This is a genomic window from Pedococcus sp. NPDC057267, assembly GCF_042668795.1.
Classification (GTDB): Bacteria; Actinomycetota; Actinomycetes; order Actinomycetales; family Dermatophilaceae; genus Pedococcus.
The window spans coordinates 1-21,804 of the sequence record NZ_JBHUYG010000075.1; the positions used below are offsets into that span (position 1 = coordinate 1).

At 73.2% G+C, this 21,804-nt stretch carries 18 protein-coding genes and 1 riboswitch; of the genes, 12 read left to right on the top strand and 6 right to left on the bottom strand.

Annotated features, from left to right (window positions below; genetic code table 11):
* From ACFUC1_RS15055 to ACFUC1_RS15075, 5 genes are all read right to left on the bottom strand, one after another.
* A partial coding sequence (locus ACFUC1_RS15055) for an ECF transporter S component (protein ID WP_379121161.1) occupies positions 1–965 on the bottom strand: 965 nt, incomplete at its 3' end.
* Positions 962–2,707 carry an ABC transporter ATP-binding protein gene (locus tag ACFUC1_RS15060; RefSeq protein WP_379121163.1) on the bottom strand — a complete coding sequence of 582 codons (1,746 nt, stop codon included), beginning with the start codon at positions 2,705–2,707 and terminating at the stop codon, positions 962–964. The genes ACFUC1_RS15060 and ACFUC1_RS15055, both read right to left, overlap by 4 nt.
* Positions 2,704–3,792, bottom strand: coding sequence for an energy-coupling factor transporter transmembrane component T (locus tag ACFUC1_RS15065; RefSeq protein WP_379121165.1), 1,089 nt, complete (start codon positions 3,790–3,792; stop codon positions 2,704–2,706). Before ACFUC1_RS15065 ends, ACFUC1_RS15060 begins: the two co-directional genes overlap by 4 nt.
* Positions 3,793–3,799: 7 nt before the next feature.
* Positions 3,800–4,645: a hypothetical protein gene (locus tag ACFUC1_RS15070; protein WP_379121167.1), complete on the bottom strand. Its 846-nt coding sequence runs from the start codon at positions 4,643–4,645 to the stop codon at positions 3,800–3,802.
* Positions 4,645–6,294, bottom strand: coding sequence for a hypothetical protein (locus ACFUC1_RS15075; RefSeq protein ID WP_379121169.1), 1,650 nt, complete (start codon positions 6,292–6,294; stop codon positions 4,645–4,647). Before ACFUC1_RS15075 ends, ACFUC1_RS15070 begins: the two co-directional genes overlap by 1 nt.
* 158 nt (positions 6,295–6,452) lie before the next feature.
* A riboswitch (cobalamin riboswitch) is annotated at positions 6,453–6,521 on the bottom strand.
* A gap of 361 nt (positions 6,522–6,882) precedes the next feature.
* Between ACFUC1_RS15075 and ileS the strand changes: the two genes are divergently transcribed.
* The 4 genes from ileS (at position 6,883) to ndk (ending at position 12,661) form a co-directional block, all read left to right on the top strand.
* Positions 6,883–10,242: an isoleucine--tRNA ligase gene (gene ileS, locus ACFUC1_RS15080; protein WP_379121171.1), complete on the top strand. Its 3,360-nt coding sequence runs from the start codon at positions 6,883–6,885 to the stop codon at positions 10,240–10,242.
* Positions 10,242–11,657: a bifunctional folylpolyglutamate synthase/dihydrofolate synthase gene (locus ACFUC1_RS15085; RefSeq protein WP_379121173.1), complete on the top strand. Its 1,416-nt coding sequence runs from the start codon at positions 10,242–10,244 to the stop codon at positions 11,655–11,657. The genes ileS and ACFUC1_RS15085 overlap by 1 nt, the downstream gene beginning before the upstream one ends.
* A 154-nt stretch (positions 11,658–11,811) precedes the next feature.
* Positions 11,812–12,216 carry a DUF4233 domain-containing protein gene (locus ACFUC1_RS15090; RefSeq protein ID WP_379121176.1) on the top strand — a complete coding sequence of 135 codons (405 nt, stop codon included), beginning with the start codon at positions 11,812–11,814 and terminating at the stop codon, positions 12,214–12,216.
* Positions 12,217–12,226: 10 nt separating this feature from the next.
* Positions 12,227–12,661, top strand: a complete 435-nt coding sequence (gene ndk / locus ACFUC1_RS15095) for a nucleoside-diphosphate kinase (protein ID WP_379121178.1) — start codon at positions 12,227–12,229, stop codon at positions 12,659–12,661.
* A gap of 15 nt (positions 12,662–12,676) precedes the next feature.
* On the opposite strand, the gene ACFUC1_RS15100 is transcribed toward ndk, so the two are convergent.
* Entirely contained in the window at positions 12,677–13,198 is a 522-nt protein-coding gene (locus ACFUC1_RS15100; protein ID WP_379121180.1) for a MarR family winged helix-turn-helix transcriptional regulator, read from the bottom strand.
* 67 nt (positions 13,199–13,265) lie between these two features.
* On the opposite strand from ACFUC1_RS15100, the gene ACFUC1_RS15105 reads away from it, so the two are divergent.
* The 8 genes from ACFUC1_RS15105 (at position 13,266) to ACFUC1_RS15140 (ending at position 21,768) form a co-directional block, all read left to right on the top strand.
* Positions 13,266–14,594 carry an MFS transporter gene (locus tag ACFUC1_RS15105; protein WP_379121182.1) on the top strand — a complete coding sequence of 443 codons (1,329 nt, stop codon included), beginning with the start codon at positions 13,266–13,268 and terminating at the stop codon, positions 14,592–14,594.
* 49 nt (positions 14,595–14,643) lie between these two features.
* On the top strand, positions 14,644–16,041 hold the full coding sequence (gene lpdA / locus ACFUC1_RS15110) for a dihydrolipoyl dehydrogenase (protein ID WP_379121184.1): 1,398 nt from the start codon (positions 14,644–14,646) through the stop codon (positions 16,039–16,041).
* A 50-nt stretch (positions 16,042–16,091) separates the two neighbouring features.
* Complete coding sequence (locus tag ACFUC1_RS15115; RefSeq protein ID WP_379121186.1) at positions 16,092–16,673, top strand: GNAT family N-acetyltransferase; 582 nt, start codon at positions 16,092–16,094, stop codon at positions 16,671–16,673.
* Positions 16,674–16,688: 15 nt separating this feature from the next.
* Positions 16,689–17,498, top strand: a complete 810-nt coding sequence (locus ACFUC1_RS15120) for a sugar isomerase domain-containing protein (protein WP_379121189.1) — start codon at positions 16,689–16,691, stop codon at positions 17,496–17,498.
* Positions 17,495–18,445: an N-acetylglucosamine kinase gene (locus tag ACFUC1_RS15125; protein ID WP_379121191.1), complete on the top strand. Its 951-nt coding sequence runs from the start codon at positions 17,495–17,497 to the stop codon at positions 18,443–18,445. The genes ACFUC1_RS15120 and ACFUC1_RS15125 overlap by 4 nt, the downstream gene beginning before the upstream one ends.
* An 83-nt stretch (positions 18,446–18,528) precedes the next feature.
* The gene (locus tag ACFUC1_RS15130; RefSeq protein ID WP_379121194.1) at positions 18,529–18,699 is read left to right on the top strand and encodes a hypothetical protein; all 171 of its coding nucleotides are present in this window, start codon (positions 18,529–18,531) and stop codon (positions 18,697–18,699) included.
* A gap of 223 nt (positions 18,700–18,922) precedes the next feature.
* Entirely contained in the window at positions 18,923–19,192 is a 270-nt protein-coding gene (gene rpsO / locus ACFUC1_RS15135; RefSeq protein ID WP_310148318.1) for a 30S ribosomal protein S15, read from the top strand.
* 158 nt (positions 19,193–19,350) lie between these two features.
* On the top strand, positions 19,351–21,768 hold the full coding sequence (locus tag ACFUC1_RS15140) for a polyribonucleotide nucleotidyltransferase (protein ID WP_379121196.1): 2,418 nt from the start codon (positions 19,351–19,353) through the stop codon (positions 21,766–21,768).
* The last annotated feature ends 36 nt before the right edge of the window (positions 21,769–21,804 follow it).

Consider the following 21,804-nt stretch of genomic DNA (forward strand, 5'->3'; position numbering starts at 1 on the left):
CATCCCCGCAGCGTATGCCGAGCGGCCGGCTCCCCGTCGGGGAGCCGGCCTCCTGCCGGCGCCGTGTCCGGGGCGCCCGGCTGTGCCGGCGCCGGCGCGCCGTCGAACGCGGTCTCCGCGTCGAAGGCGGCCCGCCGGGCGGCCCGGCGCAGCGTGGCGAGCACGGCCCGGCCGGTCACGGCGATGAGCACGACGTTGGTGACTGCCCGCCCGAGGTCCCACCACAGGCTGGTTGCCGCGGAGAAGACCGCGAACCGCCGCAGGTTCTCCCAGGCCGGCGCTCCCGCGACGAAGGACAGGTGGCCGTCGAGCCCGGTGGCGAACGGCCAGAACGAGAAGTCGAGCGCCACGCCGTACAGCAGCCCGGCCAGCGCCCCGTAGGCGCACAGCAGCGGGACCTCCCAGCGCGGGCGGGTGCGGGGCAGCAGCCCGGCGCCGAGGCCGACCCAGGCGGCACCGAGCATCTGGTACGGCAGCCACGGCCCCACACCGCCGGTCACGAGCGCGGAGGCGAACAGGGTGGTCGAGCCGAGGACGAACCCGAACCCGGGCCCGAACACGCGGCCGCCGAGGACGAGCAGGAAGAACACGGTCTCCAGCCCGGCGGTCCCGGCCCCCAGGGGCCGCAGCGCGGCGCCGACGGCGGACAGGACCCCGAGCATCGCCACGGCCTTGACGTCGAGGCCGCCCTCCGCGATCTCGGAGAGCACGACGGCGAGCAGCAGCGGCAGCAGCAGGGCGAAGACGAGGGGGGCGTCGCCGCTGCGCCCGAGCGAGGAGTCGGCACTGGCCAGCAGCGGCCAGAGGAAGGCGAACAGGCCGGCGACCGAGACCAGGGCCAGCGCGGCGGTGGACCGCGGGCGCAGGGCGACGGCGGAGCGGGCGCGTCGCACGACGGCTGGGCCCACGGTGGGTCGGGCCGCGGGCTCGCGGGACGGCTGCGGGTCGGCGGTGTGTGCGGTCACCGCGGGACCTCCTGGCCGGTCAGCGTCGCCAGGGTGGACACGGCCTCGGCGACGGTGAGGACCCGGGCCGGGGCCAGGACCCTGGCAACCTGCGGGGCGAACTCGGGGGAGTCGGCCAGGACGTCCCGGGCCGGGCCGTCCGCCACGACGCGCCCCTGCGCGAGCACGACCACGCGGTCGGCGACCTCCGCGGCGAACTCGACGTCGTGGGTCGCCACGGCCACTGCCCGGCCGTCGGCGGCGAGGGCGCGCAGGACCTCCACGAGCGCCTCCTTGCCGGGACGGTCCAGGCCCCGGGTGGGCTCGTCGAGCAGGACCGCCCGCGGGGCGGCCGCAAGCTGGACGGCCACGGCGAGCGCGAGCTGCTGGCCCTCGGAGAGGTCCCGCGGGTGCACGTCGTCGGGGATCCCCGGCGCCAGGCGGTCGAGCAGGCCGCGGGCGGTCCCACGCGCGCTCGCCGACTCGTGGTCGGCCTGCCGACACTCGGCCGCGACGGTGTCGAGGTAGAGCAGGTCGGGTGCGCTCTGCGGCACCAGCCCGACCAGTCGGCGCCGTGTGCGCGGGCTGACGCCGGCCGGGTCGCGCAGCGCCCCGTCAGGGTCCACGACGGAGACCGTCCCGGCGGATCGGTGGCCCGTGCCGTGCAGGGCCCACAGCAGCGAGGACTTGCCCGAGCCGTTGCGCCCCATGAGCGCGAGGACCTCGCCGGCGCGCAGGTCGAGGTCGACGCCACGCACGGCGTGCACCTGTCCGTGCCGGACCTCGAGTGCGCTGCACCCCAGCGCAGGAACGGCCACGGCGGGATGCAGGGCGCGGGTGTCCGCGGCCTGACGGATCGCTGCCGCGGCGTCCCGCGGCGCTGCCGCCGCGTCCCGGGTCGCGGCCCCGCCGCCCTGCTCCGTCGCGTCCGGTGCGTGCCCCCGCAGCCGGTGGCGCAGGTCGGTCGCCGCCCTGCGGGCCTCGCGGACGGTGAGCGGCAGCGGGTCCCAGCCGGCCCAGCGGCCGAGCTCCACCACGGGCGGGGCGAGCGGGAAGCCGGCCAGCACGTCGCGCGGCGCGCCCTGCCGGACGGAGCCGTCGTCGCCGACGGCCAGGACCACGTCCGCCGCACCCACGACGCGCTCCAGCCGGTGCTCCGAGACCACGACCGTGAGCCCGAGGTCGTGCACGAGCCGGCTCAGGGTGGCCAGCACCTCCTCGGCGCCCACCGGGTCGAGGGCGGAGGTGGGCTCGTCGAGGACGAGCAGGCGCGGGCCGGCCGTGAGGACGGCCCCGATGGCGACCCGCTGCTGCTGGCCCCCGGACAGGTCGCGCAGGGGCGCGTCGCGCAGCTCGGCGATCCCCAGCACGTCGAGGACCTCCTCCACCCGGCGGCGCATGGCCGGCGGGTCAACGGCGAGCTGCTCGAGGGTGTAGGCGAGCTCCTCCTCGACCGTGTCGGTGACGAAGCCGGCCAGCGGGTCCTGCGCGACGACCCCGACGGTCCCGGCGAGGTCGCGCGGCCGGTGCGTCCGGGTGTCCAGCCCCCCGACCGTGACCCGGCCGGAGAGGTGCCCGCCGGTGAAGTGGGGGACGCGGCCGCTCACGGCGCCGAGCAGGGTCGACTTGCCGGAGCCGGTGCGGCCCACGACGAGGGCGAGCTCGCCCTCCTCGACGACGACGGAGGCCGACCGGAGCGTGGGCGCCGGCGCACCGGCATACCTGACGGTCACGTCGTCGAGGACGACGACGGGGCCGGTCACGAGGCCTCCCGGCGCGGGACGGGGGGTGACGGGGCCAGGAACGCCGGGAGCGCGGCCACGAGCAGCCCGGCCACGGCGAGCAGGGGGAGCGCGGGCGGCGCGAGCGGTGACAGGGGCTGGGCGAGGCCGCCCGGGGCGACGGAGGCCTGGGCCAGCACCGCGGCGGTGGCCAGGACCCCGCTGCCGGCCACGACCCACTCGGGCAGGGCCCACGGGTCGCGGCGGTACACGGTGCGGTGGACGGCCCGCCCGCCGACCACCATGCCGGCGGCGCACAGGCCGAGGCCGGCCACGAGCATGGGGGCGCCGACGAACGCGGGTGCGGTGCTGTCCAGCAGCCCGTAGGTCCCGAGCGCGGCGCCGAGCAGCCCGAGGAGGGTCAGTGACGCCGTGGCCCGGCGCGCCAGCGTGCCCTGGGCGACCCGGCGGCCGTAGCCCCGCGAGTCCATCGCCGACGCGAGCAGCAGCGACCGGTCGAGAGTGTCCTGGAGCACGGGCAGGGCAACACGGCCCACCGCGCGCAGCCCGGTGCCTCCCTCCCCACGCAGGGCTCGCGCGCTGCGCACCCGCTGGACGCTGTCGGCGAGCTGCGGCGCGACCGTCACGGCGATGACGACGGCCGTGCCGACCTCGTGCAGGGCGGCCGGGACGGCGCGCAGCAGCCGCTTGGGGTTGGCCAGCGCGTTCGCCGCCCCCACGCAGGCGATGATGGCGGCCAGCCGCAGGCCCTCCACCGCGGCGGCCAGCAGTCCCTCGAGGTACAGCGGCCCGAGGAGCGTGATGCCGGGCAGGTCGACGCTGGGCAGCGTCCACAGCCGGTGGTCGCCGAACTTGAACCCGACGAGCACGTGCAGCACGACCCGCACCACCACGACGAACGCGCCCAGACCCAGGTAGAGCCGGAACGCCCGGGCCCACGGCGAGCTGCCGCGCTTGGCGACGACCACCAGGCCCGCGACGGCCACGGCCAGCAGCAGCAGGAGGGGGTTGGTGGTGCGCGAGCAGGCGACGGCGAGCCCGACCGCCCACACCCACCAGGCGACCGGGTGGAGGTGGCGGGGGAGCGGTGCGCCGAGCCTGCTCATGGGCCTCCTAGTGCTGCTGGGCCCGGCGGCGCAGGGCCAGGTATGCCGCGGCGGCGCCGACCAGCGTCACCAGCCCCACGCCCGCGAGGAGCGTGGCCGGGGAGCCGGACCCGCTGGTGGGCTCGCCGGCCGTCGCCGCGGCGGTCTGCTCGGTGGAGCCGGACGCCGGGGGTGCGGTGGTGGTCGTGGTCGCCGAGGCGGACGACGTGGTGGTGGCGGTGGACGGCCGGCTGGCGGTCGGGGCCTGGGTCCGTGCGGTGGCGGACACCGTGGCCGTGGAGCCGTTGGGCAGCACGGTCGTGGGGGAGGACGGGCGCGAGGAGGAGCCGGTCGACCCAGGTGTCGAGGAGGTCCCGGTGCTGCGGGGCGTGCTCGACGTCGAGGAGGGGCTCGGCGTGGGCGACGGCTTCGGTGCGGCCGCGGGAGGAGGTGAGCTGGGCGCACCCCCGGACCCGAAGGCGAACCCGATGACGCTGCCCGGCGGCGGGTCGTACTCAGCGACGCCGCTGCTGCTGTACACCCACGAGCCACCACGGGTCGCGTGGAAGAAGGCCCAGTAGGCGCTGCTCGGGGGCATCCGGGTGCACGGTTGCGACGGCACGTCGTTGATCTGGCACACGACCGTCCCGGGGTACTGCGGCGGGTAGGTGACGGAGGCGACGGAGGTCAGCACGCGGATGGCGCTCGAGGCGTCGGGTCCGCAGAGCGTGCTGGAGCTGGACCCGTAGTCGATGACGACCGTCACGCCGGTCGTCCCCGAGCACGCCGCCGCCTGCGCGGCCCCGCCCGGGAGGGCGAGGCCGCCGGCGACGACGAGCCCGGCAGCGGCCAGGAACCGGCCGAGGTGGCGCATCAGGCGTGCGCCCCCTTGCGGCGGGCCAGGACGGTCGCGGCGATGCCGCCGAGCAGGAGCAGCAGGCCCAGGACGGCCGTGGCTGCGATGTCGGCGCCGGTGAAGGCGAGGCTCCCCGGGGTGGCCGAGGCCGCGGCCGGGGCTGCCGGCGCTGCAGCGGTGGTGGTTGCTGCGGGGGAGGCCGCCGGTGCGGTGCTGGTGCTGCTCGTCGAGGTGGCCGGGGCCGTCGGGCAGGTCGGCGAGGGAGCCGCGGTGGACGCGCCGTCGGAGGTGACGGTCAGCAGGTCGCCACCGGCGAGCCCGAGGGTGGCCTGCGGGGTCGCGCGCAGGGCCCGGTCGAGGGCAGCGGTGTCGCCGGGCTTGGCCGTGAGCGTGGCGCGGTCGGCGGCGGTGAAGGCGATGCCACCGCGCAGGCCGGCCGTCGCCGTGCAGTCGAACTGCAACGAGGCGAGGAACTGCTGGGCCCGGGCGAGCTCGACCGGGCGCCCGCCGGCGGCGAAGGCCTGCGCGGCGACGCCCGCCGTGTTGGCGTTGTACTGCCCGTCGCCGTTGAGGAAGCCACCGTTCGCGGCCTGCCGGGCTGCGAGGAAGGACAGCGCCTTGACGGCAGCCGGGTCGCTCGCCCCGAGGAGGCCGATGACGGCCTGGGCGGCGAAGGCGGTCGCGTCGACGTCGCTGGTGCAGGCCCCGCCGGCGGCCGCGAGGTCGCCGCGGAAGCCGCCGTCGGCGCACTGCTGCGCCAGCAGGTAGTCCGCCGCGGACTGCGGGACCGCGCCGGTCGCGCGGCCGACGCCGATGACGTCGAGGGCCTGCCCGATCGTGTTGGAGTAGTCGCACGGGCTGTAGCCGCACCCCGTCACGGGCAGGTCGGAGTAGCGCCCCGGCTCGGCGGCGCCCAGCGACTTCCCGAGCTCGGCCAGCAGGTCGACGTGCGTGGGGCCGACGTCGCGCGGGTTCCCGCCCTGGGCGACGACGGCGAGCAGCGCCTTGCCGGTCGGGCCGGCGTACAGCGAGGAGTAGTCGGTCCCGATGTACCCGCCCACGTTCGCGGTCAGGTAGGCGTAGGCGGACGCAGCCTCCGTGCTGCCGAGGCCGGCGCCGTCGAGCCCGAGGACGGCGTCGATGGTGTTGCCGCCGTCGAAGTAGGTGCCGCCCGGGTAGTTGTAGTGGTGGCCCCGTGCGGCGAGCGTGCGCACGATGAAGCCCGCGGCGTAGCCGGCCTGCGCGGACGTCCCGCCCGGCAGCAGCGCCTTCGGGGAGGTCCCGCCCCCGAACGGCACCTGCGGGTCGGCGGCGCTCGTCGTGGCCGCGACCTTCGGCGAGGTCGCGTTCGTGCTCGAGCGGGGAGCGGTCGTGGACGCCGTGGAGGTGGCGGAGGCCGCGGTCGACGTGCCCGACGCGGTGGTGGTGCCGGTCGGGCTGGGCGTCCCCGTCGCGGTGGTGCCGGGCGTCGTCGGCGAGGCGGTGCCCGTGCCCGACGTGGTCGGCGCCGACGGGCTGGTCGGCGACGTGGTGGTCGTCGTGGCCGTGCCGGTCGTGGGGGACGGCGCCGGCGTGGCGGCCAGGGCCGCGCCCGGCGCGAGCAGGGCGGCCGCGGTGGCCAGCGTCAGCACGCCGACCGCGCGGCTGCTGGAGGGAAGGAGCTGCATGGTGCCTCTCGAAATGCGAGCGGTGTCGCGACCGGGCACCGGCACCAGACGTGACAAACCCCGGTGCCGCGCTCGCGCGGACAACCGGGGGCAGCTCGGACTGGGTCCGGGCTCCGCCCCGCGTACCTCGACGGAAATGGAGCCGCTCCGCGCTCCCAGGCATTCCGGCTCGCCACCTCGCGGTGGCCTACGGTTGCGGGTCAGCGCCGGACTCGGACCGGCTTCCCCTGGAAAGGCGTCGTGGTGTCACCCGAGGGCGACGGCGTCACCCTACACCCGGCCCGCGACCTGCCGGAACGTCCGCGACGAGACCCTCGCCACTGCGGCTAGACTGTCCGCACAGGCGTCGACCCGGCCATCACCGGCGAGCCTCCGGAAGAACGGCAGCACACGGCACGCCGGGTGGTGCTCAGTAGAACCGGACGTCAGGGCCACGTCACGGCCTTGGGCAAGAGCGGTCGTATGCCGTGGGCGCACCTCGTGCGCACCGGCTGCGGCAAGCGAGGTGGTACCGCGGTGGTGCCGGGACGTCCCGGCGACCGTCGTCCTCGTGGGACACGAGCGACGACGACGAAGGACCCGGACCCCATGGCCTACCCGAAGGTCTCCAGCGACAGCGCCGACCAGCCCGCCCCCGCGGGTGTCCCCGCCTCCCCGCGCTTCCCCGAGATCGAGGAGCGCATCCTGCGCTACTGGGACGAGGACGGCACCTTCCAGGCGTCCGTCGACAACCGCCCGGCCGGCGAGGACGGCGAGAACGAGTTCGTCTTCTACGACGGGCCGCCGTTCGCCAACGGACTGCCGCACTACGGGCACCTGCTGACCGGCTACGTCAAGGACCTCATCCCGCGCTACCAGACCATGCGCGGGCGCCGGGTCGAGCGCCGCTTCGGATGGGACACCCACGGCCTGCCCGCCGAGCTCGAGGCGATGAGCCAGCTCGGCATCAAGACCAAGGACGAGATCGTCGAGCTCGGCATCGAGAAGTTCAACGCGGCCTGCCGCAGCTCGGTGCTCAAGTACACCGACGAGTGGCGCGACTACGTGACCCGCCAGGCCCGCTGGGTCGACTTCGACCATGACTACAAGACGCTCAACCCCGACTACATGGAGTCGGTGATGTGGGCGTTCAAGTCGCTGCACGACAAGGGCCTCGTCTACGAGGGCTTCCGCGTCCTGCCGTACTGCTGGAACGACCAGACGCCGCTGTCGAACCACGAGCTGCGGATGGACGACGACGTCTACCAGGTCCGCCAGGACCCGGCCGTCACCGTCGGCGTGCGGCTCGAGACCGGCGAGCTCGCCCTCGTCTGGACGACGACGCCGTGGACCCTGCCGAGCAACCTGGCGGTGATGGTCCACCCCGACATCGACTACGTCGTGGTCGAGACCGACGTCCCGACCGGCCGCACGGAGCGGTACGTCATCGGGGCCGAGCGGCTGCAGGCGTACGCCCGTGAGCTGTTCGGCGACGCCAAGGCCGACGTCGAGCCGTACGTCGTCGAGCGGCTCACCGGCCGCGACCTGCTGGGTCGCTCCTACACGCCGCCGTTCTCCTACTACGAGGGCCACGAGAACGCCCACCGCGTCGTCGAGGCAGACTTCGTCACGACCAGCGACGGCACCGGCCTGGTCCACAGCGCCGGCGCGTTCGGTGAGGACGACAAGGTGGTCACCGATCGCGAGGGGATCGAGCCGGTCATGCCGGTCGGCCCCGACGGCTGCTTCACCTTCCCCGTGACCGAGTACGAGGGCATGCTCGTGTTCGACGCGAACGCGCCGATCATCGAGCACCTCAAGAACCGCACGAACGTCGCGCCCGAGGCGGTCGTGGCCACCGACGGCCAGGACGAGGAGACCGCGCGTCACGAGCTGTACGGCGCCGTCACCGAGGGCACGGTGCTGCTGCGCCGCGAGTCCTACGCCCACTCCTACCCGCACTGCTGGCGCTGCCGGCAGCCGCTGATCTACAAGGCCGTCTCGAGCTGGTTCGTCGAGGTCACCAAGTTCAAGCAGCGCATGCTCGAGCTCAACGAGCAGATCGCCTGGACGCCGGAGCACACCAAGCACGGCCAGTTCGGCAAGTGGCTGGAGAACGCCCGCGACTGGTCGATCACCCGCAACCGGTTCTGGGGCAGCCCCGTGCCCGTGTGGCGCTCGGACGACCCGCAGTACCCGCGGATCGACGTCTACGGCTCCTTCGAGGAGCTCGAGCGGGACTTCGGCCGGCTGCCGCGCAACGCCGACGGCGAGGTCGACCTGCACCGCCCGTTCGTCGACGAGCTGACCCGCCCGAACCCCGACGACCCGACCGGGCAGTCGACGATGCGCCGGGTCGAGGACGTCCTCGACGTGTGGTTCGACTCGGGGTCGATGAGCTACGCGCAGGTGCACTACCCGTTCGACAACGCCGCGTGGTTCGAGCACCACTTCCCGGCCGACTTCATCGTCGAGTACATCGGCCAGACGCGCGGGTGGTTCTACACCCTGCACATCCTGGCGACGGCGCTGTTCGACCGGCCCGCGTTCAGCTCGGTCATCTGCCACGGCATCGTGCTCGGCTCCGACGGGCAGAAGATGAGCAAGTCGCTGCGCAACTACCCCGACGTGCGCGAGGTGTTCGACCGCGACGGCGCCGACGCGATGCGCTGGTTCCTCATGTCGAGCCCGATCCTGCGCGGCGGCAACCTCGTCGTCACCGAGCAGGGAATCCGTGACGGCGTGCGCCAGGTGATCATCCCGCTGTGGAACACCTGGTACTTCTTCTCGTTGTACGCCAACGCTTTCAGGGGTGGTGAGGGGTATGCCGCGAAGTGGTCGACCGCCTCCACCGACCCGCTGGACCGGTACCTGCTCGCCAAGCTGCGCGAGTACGTCGAGACGATGACCAGCCAGCTCGACGCGTACGAGGTCGCGAGCGCCTGCGAGACGACGCGCGGCTTCGTCGACGTGCTGACCAACTGGTACGTGCGCCGCTCGCGGGAGCGGTTCTGGGACACCGGCGGCCAGGCCGGCGGCGGCGGGGCCGAGCAGGCCTTCGACACGCTCTACACCGCGCTCGAGGTCGTGTGCCGGGTCACGGCGCCGCTGCTGCCGCTGGTGACCGAGGAGGTCTGGCGCGGCCTGACCGGCGGTCGCTCGGTGCACCTCACCGACTGGCCCGAGGCCTCGGACCTGCCGTCCGACCACGCCCTGGTGGCCGGCATGGACCGGGCCCGCGAGGTCTGCTCAGTGGCGTCGTCGCTGCGCAAGGCCGGCGGCCTGCGCGTGCGGCTCCCGCTGGCGCGGCTGACGGTCGTCGTCCCGGATGCGCTGTCGCTCAAGGACTTCGGTGCGATCGTGGCCGACGAGGTCAACGTCCGCGAGGTCGTGCTGCGCGACATCAGCGAGGCCAGCGAGGCCGACTTCGGCATCTCGCAGAAGCTCACCGTCAACGCCCGCGCCGCGGGTCCGCGGCTGGGCCGCGACGTGCAGCAGGCCATCAAGGGCAGCAAGTCCGGCGACTGGTCGGTCGCGGCCGACGGGACCGTGACGTCCGGCGGCCTGGAGCTGGTCGAGGGCGAGTACACGCTCGAGACCGTCGTCGACGACGCGCAGGGCGGGTCGACGGCGACGGCGATGCTGCCCGGCGGCGGCTTCGTCGTCCTCGACACCGAGGTGACCCCCGAGCTGGCCCAGGAGGGCCTGGCCCGCGACGTCGTCCGGGCGGTCCAGCAGGCCCGCCGCGACGCGGGGCTCGAGGTCTCCGACCGGATCTCGCTGACCGTGACCGGCTCGCAGGCGGTCTGGGAGGCGACGGTCGCGCACCAGGCGCTCATCGTCGAGGAGACGCTGGCGAGCCAGTTCGGCTCGGCGCCCCAGCTCGACGCGCTCCCGCAGCGCAGCGACGTGGCGGAGGCGGTCGTCGGGGACGGCGAGCCCGTGCGCATCAAGGTGATGAAGCTCTGATGGCCGGCTCGACGAACCCGGGCCGCTCCGGACGCCCGGACGCCGCGCAGCGCGAGGCGGCGCACAACCTCGAGGTGACCAAGCGGATGCGCGAGGTCGAGGAGTCGATCCTCGCCCGTGCGCCCGAGCACGACCTCGAGCCCAGCCTCGACCGCATCGCCGCGGTGATGGAGCTGCTCGGCGACCCGCAGCGCGGGTACCCCGTCATCCACCTCACCGGCACCAACGGCAAGACCTCGACCACCCGGCTGGTCGAGACCCTGCTGCTGGAGATGGGGCTCAAGACCGGCCGCTTCACGTCCCCGCACCTGCACTCGATGCGAGAGCGGATCGCGTTGTCCGGCCAGCCGATCAGCGCCGAGAAGTTCCTCGCGGCCTACGACGACGTCATCCCGTTCATCGAGATGGTCGACGCGCGGGCGCTCGCCGAGGGCGGCCCGCGGATGACCTACTTCGAGGTCCTGGTGGCCGTGGCGTATGCCGCGTTCGCCGACGCGCCGGTCGACGTCGCCGTCGTCGAGGTGGGCATGGGCGGCCGCTGGGACGCCACCAACGTCGCGGACGGCTCGGTGGCCGTCGTGACGCCGGTCGACCTGGACCACCAGCACTTCCTCGGCGACACCGTCGAGCTCATCGCCACGGAGAAGTCCGGGATCATCAAGGAGGGCGCCATCGCGGTGTCGGCGCTGCAGCCGCACGCCGAGGTCGTCGAGATCCTGCGCGAGCGGGCGCTGGAGGTCGGGGCGCGGCTGGCGGTCGAGGGCGTCGACTTCGGGTTCAAGGAGAGTGACGTCGCGGTCGGGGGCCAGCAGTTCTCGATGCAGGGCCTCGCCGGTGACTACGACGACCTGTTCCTGCCGCTGTTCGGGCCGCACCAGATGCAGAACGCCATGACGGCCGTCGCGGCCGTCGAGGCGTTCGTCGGCGGTGGCGAGACCCGGCTCGACCCGGACGTCGTGCGCTCGGCCCTGGCCAAGGCCGCGTCGCCCGGGCGCCTGGAGGTGGTACGCCGGTCGCCGACGGTCGTCGTCGACGCGGCGCACAACCCGGCCGGCGCTGTCGCCCTGCGGCAGGCGCTCGAGCAGTCGTTCAACTTCGCGCGGCTGGTGGGTGTCATCGCCATCCTCAAGGACAAGGACGCCACCGAGATCCTCGAGGTGCTCGAGCCCGTGCTCGACCACGTCGTCGTCTCGCGCACGACCTCGCCGCGGGCGATGGACCCCGACGAGCTCGGCGAGGTGGCGGTGGACATCTTCGGCGAGGGCCGGGTGACGGTCGTCCGGAACCTGCCGGACGCGCTCGACACCGCGGCCGGCCTCGCCGACGAGGGCGGCGTGTCCGGAGGAGTCCTGGCCACCGGGTCGGTCACCACGGCCGCCGAGGTGCGGATGCTGCTCGGCACCACCGAGGTCTAGGTGGCACCCGCGGGCCTGCGAGGCCGGGGCCGCCACGCACGCAGGTCCAGCACACGGCATACCCTCGTCGCATGAAGGTGCTCGTCGTCGTGCTGCTCGTGGTGGTGGCGTTCCTCCTGCTCGTGCGGTGGCGCGAGAACGGGCGGGGCCGGCGGTGAAGGGCATCGTCCTCTACGGCCGCCTCGGGAAGTTCACCTGGCGCATGCTCGCCACGGTGCTCGGCGGCCAGGGCGTCGTCGTCTTCCTCGGCGCGCTGGTGGCGCGCGGCGTCGGGCTGGCGCAGGGGGACGACAACGCGCACGCCTGGCTGTGGGTGGGCATCGGGCTCGCGGTCCTGTGCTTCCTCGCCGCCGGCGCCATGCGCCGGCCGTGGGGGGTGACCCTCGGCTGGCTGATCCAGGTCGCGACGTTCGTGAGCGCCGTGGTCGTGCCGGCGATGCTCGGAGTGGGGCTCATCTTCACCGTGCTGTGGGTCGGCTCGCTCGTCCTGTGCCACCGCGTCGAGCGCCAGGTGGCCGAGCGGGACCGCGTGGCGGGGGCCGACTCGTCCGCTCGGTAGGCTGGCGCGCGTGACGACGCAGATCGAACGTTCCCTGGTCCTGGTCAAGCCCGACGGGTACGCCCGCGGCCTCACCGGGGAGGTGCTGCGCCGCATCGAGGCCAAGGGGTACACCCTGGTCGCGCTCGCGGTGACCACCCCCACCCGCGAGAAGCTGGCCGCCCACTACGCCGAGCACGAGGGCAAGCCGTTCTACGAGCCGCTGGTGGAGTTCATGAGCAGCGGCCCGGTGACCGCCGCGGTCATCGAGGGCCAGGGCTGCATCCCCGGCTTCCGCTCGTTGGCCGGTGCCACCAACCCGACCGAGGCCGCGCCCGGCTCGATCCGTGGCGACCTGGGCCGTGACTGGGGCGAGAAGGTCCAGAAGAACATCGTCCACGGCTCGGACTCGCCCGAGTCGGCCCAGCGCGAGATCGCGATCTGGTTCCCGGAGCTCGGCGCCTGACGCAGGCCCGACCACCTAGGTCGGGTCGACCTCGTCGAGCCCGGCGATCACCACCTCGAGGAGCGCGGCCAGCTGGTCGCGCTCCTCGCGCGTGAGGGGGGCCAGGACGTCGGACTCGACGACGTTCGCCTCGCGCACGGCGGCCTCGAACAGCTCCCACCCCTGCGTGGTCAGCTCGACCAGGACCCGGGTGCGGTTGTCCGGGTCGGGGGAGCGGCGCACGAGCCCGCGCTCGGTCATCTTGTCGAGCCGGTGCGTCATCGAGGACGCCGCCACGTTGCCCGCGTCCGCGAGCCGGGTGGGCGTCACCGGCTGGCCCTCGGACGTCGCCAGGAGCGCGATGACCGACCACTCGCCGTGGGAGAGGTCGAGGTCCGCGAGCTGGCGCGTGTACCACTGGTCGAGCTTGCGGCTCAGCGAGTTCACGGCCGTGATGACCCGCTGGACTGACTCCTCGCCGCCGGCCGCGACGTAACTGGCCACGGCCTCGCGGTACTGCTCCTGGGCGGTGCGCCTGCGCCGCGACCTCGCTGTCATGGCGGCATCATGGCATGGTACATTTCGATTTCGAAATATTCGTTATCGAAGAAGTGTTGACCCTCCCATGCGCGCCCGTCTCCTCATCGTCGCCTCCGCCGTCGCCATGCTCGGCTGGGGCACCGTCCTGCCCTACCAGTACGCCTACGCCGCCTCGACCCGCGGCTGGGGCTCGATCGCCGCCGCCGCGGCGTCGAGCCTGTTCTCCGTGGGCGCGCTGCTCGCGGCACCCCTCGGGGGACGCCTGGCCGACCGGGTCTCACCCGTGCTGGTCGCGGTGGGCGCCAAGGTCGTCGCGGCGGCCGGTGCGGTCGGGCTCGGGTTCGCTGGGTCGCCCGCGGCGTTCCTGGCCGGCATGTTCGTCTTCGGCCTCGGCATCACCGCGGCCGCGCCGGCGCAGTCCGTGCTGGTGCTGCGCTGGGTGGGTGGCAGCGACCGCCGCAAGGTCTTCGCCTGGCAGTTCACCGGCCAGGCGCTCGGCATGGCCGTCGGCGCGTTCGCCGCGGGCTACGTCGTGGACCTGCACCGCGAGTCGGGCATGTGGCCCGCGTTCGCGGCGGCCGGCGCCGGGTTCGTGGTCTCCGCCGGGCTCATCCTGCTCGCCGGCGCCCGTCGCTGGGGACGCCCGGGAGCGGGCGCCGAGCTCGACGTCGTGGACGCGTCGGCCACCGTCGCCGGCTCGGACCTGGCCGCAGGGGACGCCGTGGGCACCCCCGTCGGTGAGGTCCGTCCCCCCGGCGTGCGTCAGGCGTGGCGGCTCATCTGGGCCGTGCCGGCCCTGCGCTGGACGGCCCTGGTGACCGTCACGCTCGCGCTGGGGTTCTACGCCCAGTTCGAGTCCGGGCTCCCGGCGTACGCACTCACGGTCCTGGACGTGCGCGAGACCACCATCGGCCTCGCGGCCGCGGTGAACTGCGTCGTCATCATCGCCCTGCAGATGGTCGTCGTCCGGCTCACTGCCCGCCGCAGCGGGCCGACCCTGCTCATCGCCGTCGGCGCCATCTGGACGCTGTCGTGGCTGGTGCTGGCCGGGGCGTCGGCCGTCGCGGGGACGGCTCCCGAGCTGGCCGCGACGCTGTTCGTCACGACGTTCGGGATCTTCGCCGTGGGCGAGACGATGTACGCGCCGGTGCTCAACCCGCTCACGGCCAGCCTGGCTCCGTCCGGGCTCGTGGGCACCACGCTGGGGCTGTTCACCGCGCTGCAGACCGGGTTCTCCGCGGTCGGCCCGCTCGTCGCCGGCCTGCTCCTCGGCGCCGGGCTGGGCAGCGTCTTCGTGGGCGCGCACGTCGGAATCAGCCTGCTCGCGGTGTTCGGGGCGTGGCGCCTGCGTGCGGTCCTCCGGAGCCGCCGCACCGTCCCCGCGCCGGCGCCCGAGGCCGCTCTCGTCGCCTGAGGGGTGACCCTCGGCGGCGAGGCCGCGGACAGTCAGTAGGCTTGCCGTCATGGCTGACTTCGACGTCGTTGTCCTCGGTGCCGGTCCCGGCGGGTACGTCGCGGCGATCCGCGCCTCGCAGCTCGGGAAGAAGGTGGGCATCGTCGAGTCGAAGTACTGGGGCGGCGTCTGCCTCAACGTCGGCTGCATCCCCTCCAAGGCGCTGCTGCGCAACGCGGAGATCGCGCACATCATCACGCAGGAGAAGGCCACGTTCGGCATCTCCGGTGACCCCACGATGGACTTCGGTGTCACGCACTCGCGCAGCCGCAAGGTCGCCGAGGCCAGCGCCAAGGGCGTCCACTACCTGATGAAGAAGAACACAATCGAGGAGCTCGAGGGCTGGGGCACCCTGACCGGCCCGACCTCCATGGACGTCGCGCTGACGTCCGGCGAGCGGCGCTCGATCACCTTCGACAACCTCATCATCGCCACCGGCGCGACGACCCGGCTCATCCCCGGCACGAAGCTCTCCGACCGCGTCGTGACCTACGAGGAGCAGATCCTCACCGACCAGCTCCCCGAGTCGATCGTCATCGCGGGCTCGGGCGCCATCGGCGTCGAGTTCGCCTACGTCATGAAGAACTTCGGGGTCGACGTGACCATCGTCGAGTTCCTCGACCGGATGGTGCCGACCGAGGACGCCGACGTGTCCAAGGAGCTGCTGAAGCAGTACAAGAAGCTCGGCGTGAAGGTCCTGCTGTCGACCAAGGTCGAGTCGATCGACGACAGCGGCGAGAAGGTCAAGGTCACCGTCTCCCCGGCTGCCGGTGGTGAGTCGACCGTGCTCGAGACCGACAAGGTGCTGCAGGCGATCGGGTTCGCCCCGCGCCTCGAGGGCTACGGCCTGGAGAGCACCGGCGTGCAGCTCACCGACCGCGGCGCCATCGCCGTCGACGAGCGCGGCCGCACCAACGTCCCGAACGTCTACGCGATCGGCGACGTCACCGGCAAGCTCATGCTCGCGCACACCGCCGAAGCCATGGGTGTCGTGGCGGCCGAGACGATCGCGGGCGCCGAGACGATGGAGATCAACTTCGACATGATCCCGCGGGCGACGTTCTGCCAGCCGCAGATCGCCTCGTTCGGGTACTCCGAGGAGCAGGCGAAGGAGCGCGGATACGACGTCAAGACCGCGTCGTTCCCCTTCTCCGCCAACGGCAAAGCGCGCGGCATGGCCGAGGGCGTCGGCTTCGTGAAGATCGTCGCCGACGCGAAGCACAACGAGCTGCTCGGGGCGCACCTCATCGGCCCCGAGGTCACCGAGCTGCTGCCGGCCCTGACGCTGGCGCAGCAGTGGGACCTCACCGCCGACGAGGTCGCCCGCAACGTGTTCGCCCACCCGACGCTGTCCGAGGCGGTCAAGGAGGCCATCGAGGGCATCGCCGGGCACATGATCAACCTCTAGTCCGCGTCGACCCACCTGTCCCCGCCCGGGGCCGGGAGGCAGGAGCAGGTATGCCGCGCGTGCGGCTCCCGATCACGACCGAGCGCCTCGTGTTGCGCAGCCTGCGGCCGGGGGACGAGCGGCACGTGTTCGCCTACCGCTCGGTGCCGGAGGTGGTGCGGTACATCCCCGGTGAGCCGAAGACGCTCGAGCAGGTGCAGGACATGGTGGCCGAACGTGCCACCGCCGGGCGCATCGAGCCCTCGCACCCCATCTGCACCCTCGCCGTCGAGCTCGACGGCCGGGTGATCGGGGACGTCCTGCTGCACCTCGACGGACCCGACGGCCACGACGGCCGGCAGGCGGAGATCGGCTGGGTGCTCGCACCCGACATGCAGGGCATGGGCTACGCGACCGAGGCGGCGGAGGCGCTGGTGCGGGTGGCGTTCGACGAGCTCGGCGTGCACCGCGTGTGGGCGCAGCTCGACAGCGAGAACACGGCGTCGGCACGCATCTGCGAACGGCTGGGGATGCGTCGTGAGGCCTACTTCGAGCGCGGCTCGTGGTTCAAGGGCCGGTGGACCGACCTGGCCGTCCACGCCATCCGCGCCGACGAGTGGCGTGCTGCCGAACAGACCGACATCTCCCTGTAGCGAGAGGACCCCGTCATGGCCCCCACCCTCGAACCCGTCGCCGCCTCGGTGCCGCCCGGCACCGAGCTGAGTGGCGCGGCATACGCCTCCGTCGCGGCGCAGGCCATCTCGGCGGTCGCGAGCTCGCAGGCGGCGGGCATCGCCGCCGCGGCCGACCTCATGGCCGACTGCGTCGCCGGCAGCGGTGTCCTGCAGGCGTTCGGCACCGGTCACTCCGAGGCGTTCGCGATGGAGATCGCGGGGCGCGCGGGCGGCTTCATCCCCACCAACCGGCTGGCGCTGCGCGACGCCGTGGCCGCCGCCGGGGCGGAGGGCGCGGCCACCGACCCTGAGCGCGCCGGGCTGCTCGAGAGGGACCCCTCGCTCGCCCGGCACATCTACGACCTGGCCCTCGACGCCCAGCCTCAGGACGTGTTCCTCATCGCCTCCAACTCCGGAGGCAACGGCAGCATCGTCGAGTTCGCGCGCCTGGTGAAGGAGAAGGGGCACCCGCTCATCGCGGTCACGTCGCTCGCGCACACGACGCAGGTGACCTCGCGGCACCCCAGCGGGCTGCGGCTGTTCGAGGTGGCGGACATCGTCCTGGACAACGGGGCGCCCTACGGTGACGCGGTGCTGCCGCTGCCCGGCGGCGGGACGGCGTGCGGGCTCTCGTCGATCACGGCCGCCCTGCTGGCGCAGATGATGGTCGCCGAGACCCTGGCGCGGCTGGTGGCCCGTGGGGAGACGCCACCTGTCTACCTGTCGGCCAACATCCCTGAGGGGGACGAGCACAACAACGCGCTCGAGGCACGGTACGCCGGTCGCCTCCGCCGCCTGCTGTGACCCTCGTCGCCGGCATGGACGTCGGCGGGACGAGCAGCCGTGCGCTCGTCGCCGACCTGTCCGGGAAGGTCGTGGGCACCGGGCTCGCCGGTGGCGGCAACCCGATCTCGCGCGGCGTCGGTCCCGCGATGGCCGCGATCCGGTCGGCGCTCGAGCAGGCGCTCGAGGGGGTGGACCGGTCGTTGGTGCGCGGCAACGTCATCGGTGCCGCGGGCTTCGGCTCGGAGACCGGTGCGCACGAGGCGCTGCGACAGGTGTGGCACGAGATGGGACTACCCGGTGGGCCGGTGCTGATCGGCGACATCGACGTGGCGTTCGCGTCGGGGACGCCGGAGCCGGACGGCTCGGTGCTCATCAGTGGCACGGGTGCGATCGCAGCGGAGTTCCTGGGGGGCCGGGCGGGGCGCGTTGCCGACGGGCTCGGCTGGCTGCTCGGTGACCACGGCTCGGGGTTCTGGATCGGGCGGGCGGCGGTGCGCCACGCGTGCGCGCCGGTCGCGACACCGGGCGACCCGCTCGCCGAGGCCGTGGCGCAGCAGCTGACCGGGCGCGCAGAGGTGGACCGCCAGGCCGTCGTCGGCGCCGCGTATGCCGTGGAGCCGGTGCGCATCTCGGAGCTGGCGCGGGTGGTCGTCGAGTGCGCTGAGGCCGGGTCGCCGGCTGCCGCGGCGATCCTCGAGTCGGCGGCGGACGAGCTCGTCACGACGCTCGGGCAGGTCCGCGACGAGGGCGACACCAGCATCGTGGTGCTCGGGGGCGGGATGCTGGGGACGGCGCGGCTGCGCAGCCTCGTGGAGGAGCGCATCGCGGGGCGTTGGCCGGGTGCGCCGGTCACGCGCTGTGGTTCGGGTGTCGGGGGAGCGGCCTGGCTGGCCGCACGCAACCTCGGCGAGGAGCTGCCACCGGACCTGCACGCCACCCTCACCGGCGCCACCTCCACGACCTGACCGGACAGGGCCGCCCGGGCCGCACCCCACAACGCGCGCGGCACCGTCTGGGTGGTGTCGGTGGTAGGTGGGACCTTCCAGGCATGGGGGTTGAAGACGGGGAGCAGCGGGATGGCTTCCGGACGGCTGCCGGGACGACGGCGTTCGATGTAGGCGGCCTCCTCGCCCAGGCCCGGCGACAGGCCGACCTCAGCCAGCGCGAGCTCGCCCAGCTGGCAGGGGTACTGGGCGGCCCGCGGGGGGATCGTGCGTGAGCTGGACGTCCCCGCGGGGGTGGCGGGGGCGACCCACCCCACCCCGCAGGGCTGGGACCCCACTGCGCCGGGGCGTCGTCCGGCCGCCGCACGCACCGATTAGGGACGCCATGCCCCCGCTGGTAGCCTGAACCCTGCCGTAGAACGGCCGCGGATCCAGAGAGCCCGGTGGGACAAGCCCCGGCGCACCGCGCAACAACCCTGAGAAGGAGAGTGTCGCCCCATGTCGTTGGACGCCGACGTCAAGAAGAAGATCATGGCCGAGTACGCCACCGCCGAGGGCGACACCGGCTCGCCGGAAGTGCAGATCGCCCTGCTCACGCAGCGCATCAAGGACCTCACCGAGCACTCGCGGACGCACAAGCACGACCACCACAGCCGCCGCGGGCTCCTGCTCCTCGTGGGCCGTCGCCGCCGCCTCCTGCGTTACCTGGAGAGCGTCGACATCGAGCGCTACCGCTCGCTGATCAAGCGCCTCGGCCTGCGCCGATAAGCATCCGACTGGGACGGTCTCCACACGGGGACCGTCCCTTTCGCATGGACAACTGAATACTGGACGGCGGTCCCGCACGAGCTGCGGAGCCGCACAGAAGGAAGCCCGCGCACAACGACGATGCGCGAGGTTCGCTGAGAGAACAGAACGGAGGGCCCATGGAGGGTCCAGAGATCACCTTCGCCGAAGCCGTCATCGACAACGGCAGCTTCGGCACCCGCACGGTCCGGTTCGAGACCGGACGACTGGCCAAGCAGGCCGGCGGCGCCGTCAGCGCCTACCTGGACGAGGACACGATGCTCCTGTCCACCACCACCGCCGGGAAGCACCCGCGCGAGGGTTTCGACTTCTTCCCCCTGACCGTCGACGTCGAGGAGCGGATGTACGCCGCGGGCAAGATCCCCGGCTCGTTCTTCCGTCGTGAGGGTCGCCCGTCGACCGACGCCATCCTCACCTGCCGCCTGATCGACCGCCCGCTGCGCCCGACCTTCACCAAGGGCCTGCGCAACGAGGTCCAGGTCGTCATCACGGTCCTGGCGCTCAACCCCGACCACCAGTACGACGTGCTCGCCATCAACGCGGCCAGCGCCTCGACCCAGATCTCGGGCCTGCCCTTCAGCGGCCCGGTCGGTGGCGTCCGGGTCAGCCTCATCGACGGCCAGTGGGTCGCCTTCCCGAACTTCAGCGACATCGAGCGCTCGACGTTCGACATGGTGGTCGCCGGCCGCATCGCGGGCGACGACGTCGCCATCATGATGGTCGAGGCCGAGTCCACCGAGTCCACCTGGGACCTGGTGAAGAACGAGGGCAAGCAGGCCCCGACCGAGGAGGTCGTGGCCGAGGGCCTCGAGGCCTCCAAGAAGTTCATCCGCGTCCTGTGCGAGGCCCAGGCCGAGCTGGCGAGCAAGGCCGCCAAGCCCGTCCAGGAGTTCCCGATCTTCCTCGACTACGAGGACGACGTGTACGCCGCGGTCGAGGCCGCGACCTCCGCCGACCTGGCGCAGGCGCTCACCATCGCCGGCAAGCAGGAGCGCGAGGAGCGCATCGACGAGATCAAGGACGCCGCCAAGGAGTCCCTCGCCGGTGAGGGCAAGGAGTTCGAGGGCCGGGAGAAGGAAGTCTCCGCGGCATACCGCTCCGTGCAGAAGAAGCTCATCCGCCAGCGCATCCTGCGCGACAAGGTCCGCATCGACGGCCGTGGCCTCGCCGACATCCGCGCCCTCGGCGCCGAGGTCGAGGTCCTGCCGCGCGTGCACGGCTCGGCGCTGTTCGAGCGCGGCGAGACCCAGATCATGGGTGTCACCACGCTGAACATGCTCCGCATGGAGCAGCAGCTCGACACCCTGTCGCCGGTGACGCGCAAGCGCTACATGCACAACTACAACTTCCCGCCGTTCTCCACCGGTGAGACCGGTCGCGTGGGCTCGCCCAAGCGCCGCGAGATCGGCCACGGCGCGCTCGCCGAGCGGGCGCTCATGCCCGTGCTGCCGACGCGCGAGGAGTTCCCCTACGCGATCCGCCAGGTGTCCGAGGCCCTCGGCTCCAACGGCTCGACGTCCATGGGCTCGGTCTGTGCCAGCACCCTGTCGCTGCTCAACGCCGGTGTGCCGCTGCGCGCCCCGGTCGCCGGCATCGCCATGGGCCTGGTGTCCGACGAGGTCGACGGCGAGACGCAGTACGCCGCGCTCACCGACATCCTCGGCGCCGAGGACGCGTTCGGCGACATGGACTTCAAGGTCGCCGGCACCCGCGAGTTCGTCACGGCCATCCAGCTCGACACCAAGCTCGACGGCATCCCCGCCTCGGTCCTGGCCGGCGCGCTGACCCAGGCCCGTGACGCCCGCCTGCACATCCTCGACGTCATGAACGAGGCCATCGACACGCCCGACGAGATGAGCCCCTTCGCTCCTCGCGTCATCAGCGTGCAGGTCCCGGTCGACAAGATCGGCGAGGTCATCGGCCCGAAGGGCAAGATGATCAACCAGATCCAGGACGAGACCGGCGCGGACATCTCGATCGAGGACGACGGCACGGTCTACATCGGCGCCACCGACGGCCCGTCCGCCGAGGCGGCTCGTGCCATGGTCAACGCCATCGCGAACCCGCAGATGCCGGAGATCGGCGAGCGCTTCCTCGGGACCGTCGTGAAGACGACGACCTTCGGTGCGTTCATCTCGCTGCTGCCCGGCAAGGACGGCCTGCTGCACATCTCCGAGGTGCGCAAGCTCGTCGGCGGCAAGCGGATCGACGCCGTCGAGGACGTCCTGGCCGTGGGCCAGAAGGTCCAGGTCGAGCTCAAGGAGATCGACCCGCGCGGCAAGCTCTCGCTGGCCGCGGTGCTCCCGGAGGGCGAGGGCGGCAACGCCTCCTCCGAGGGCGGGTCCGACGCCTCCGAGGCCGCGGGCTCCGACGACGAGTCGGGCTCCGAGGGCGGCCAGGCGCGGTCCGAGGACCGCGGTGAGCGGCGCGAGGGCGGCCGCAGCCGCAACCGCCGCCGTCGCGGCCGTGGGGACTCCGCCGAGGGTGGCGAGGAGCCGGCAGCGGCTCCCGCGACCTCCGAGGACGCCGCGGGCTGACGCACGCACCACCCGTCGAGCGGGCCGGCACACCAC

Coding starts and splice junctions, on each gene's coding strand:
- lpdA (WP_379121184.1), top strand. CDS start 14,644: ATGGCTGACTTCGACGTCGTTGTCCTCGGTGCCGGTCCCGGCGGGTAC.
- ACFUC1_RS15130 (WP_379121194.1), top strand. CDS start 18,529: ATGGGGGTTGAAGACGGGGAGCAGCGGGATGGCTTCCGGACGGCTGCC.
- rpsO (WP_310148318.1), top strand. CDS start 18,923: ATGTCGTTGGACGCCGACGTCAAGAAGAAGATCATGGCCGAGTACGCC.
- ACFUC1_RS15085 (WP_379121173.1), top strand. CDS start 10,242: ATGGCCGGCTCGACGAACCCGGGCCGCTCCGGACGCCCGGACGCCGCG.
- ACFUC1_RS15115 (WP_379121186.1), top strand. CDS start 16,092: ATGCCGCGCGTGCGGCTCCCGATCACGACCGAGCGCCTCGTGTTGCGC.
- ACFUC1_RS15100 (WP_379121180.1), bottom strand. CDS start 13,198: ATGACAGCGAGGTCGCGGCGCAGGCGCACCGCCCAGGAGCAGTACCGC.
- ACFUC1_RS15105 (WP_379121182.1), top strand. CDS start 13,266: ATGCGCGCCCGTCTCCTCATCGTCGCCTCCGCCGTCGCCATGCTCGGC.
- ACFUC1_RS15075 (WP_379121169.1), bottom strand. CDS start 6,294: ATGCAGCTCCTTCCCTCCAGCAGCCGCGCGGTCGGCGTGCTGACGCTG.
- ACFUC1_RS15140 (WP_379121196.1), top strand. CDS start 19,351: ATGGAGGGTCCAGAGATCACCTTCGCCGAAGCCGTCATCGACAACGGC.
- ACFUC1_RS15065 (WP_379121165.1), bottom strand. CDS start 3,792: ATGAGCAGGCTCGGCGCACCGCTCCCCCGCCACCTCCACCCGGTCGCC.
- ileS (WP_379121171.1), top strand. CDS start 6,883: ATGGCCTACCCGAAGGTCTCCAGCGACAGCGCCGACCAGCCCGCCCCC.
- ACFUC1_RS15070 (WP_379121167.1), bottom strand. CDS start 4,645: ATGCGCCACCTCGGCCGGTTCCTGGCCGCTGCCGGGCTCGTCGTCGCC.
- ACFUC1_RS15120 (WP_379121189.1), top strand. CDS start 16,689: ATGGCCCCCACCCTCGAACCCGTCGCCGCCTCGGTGCCGCCCGGCACC.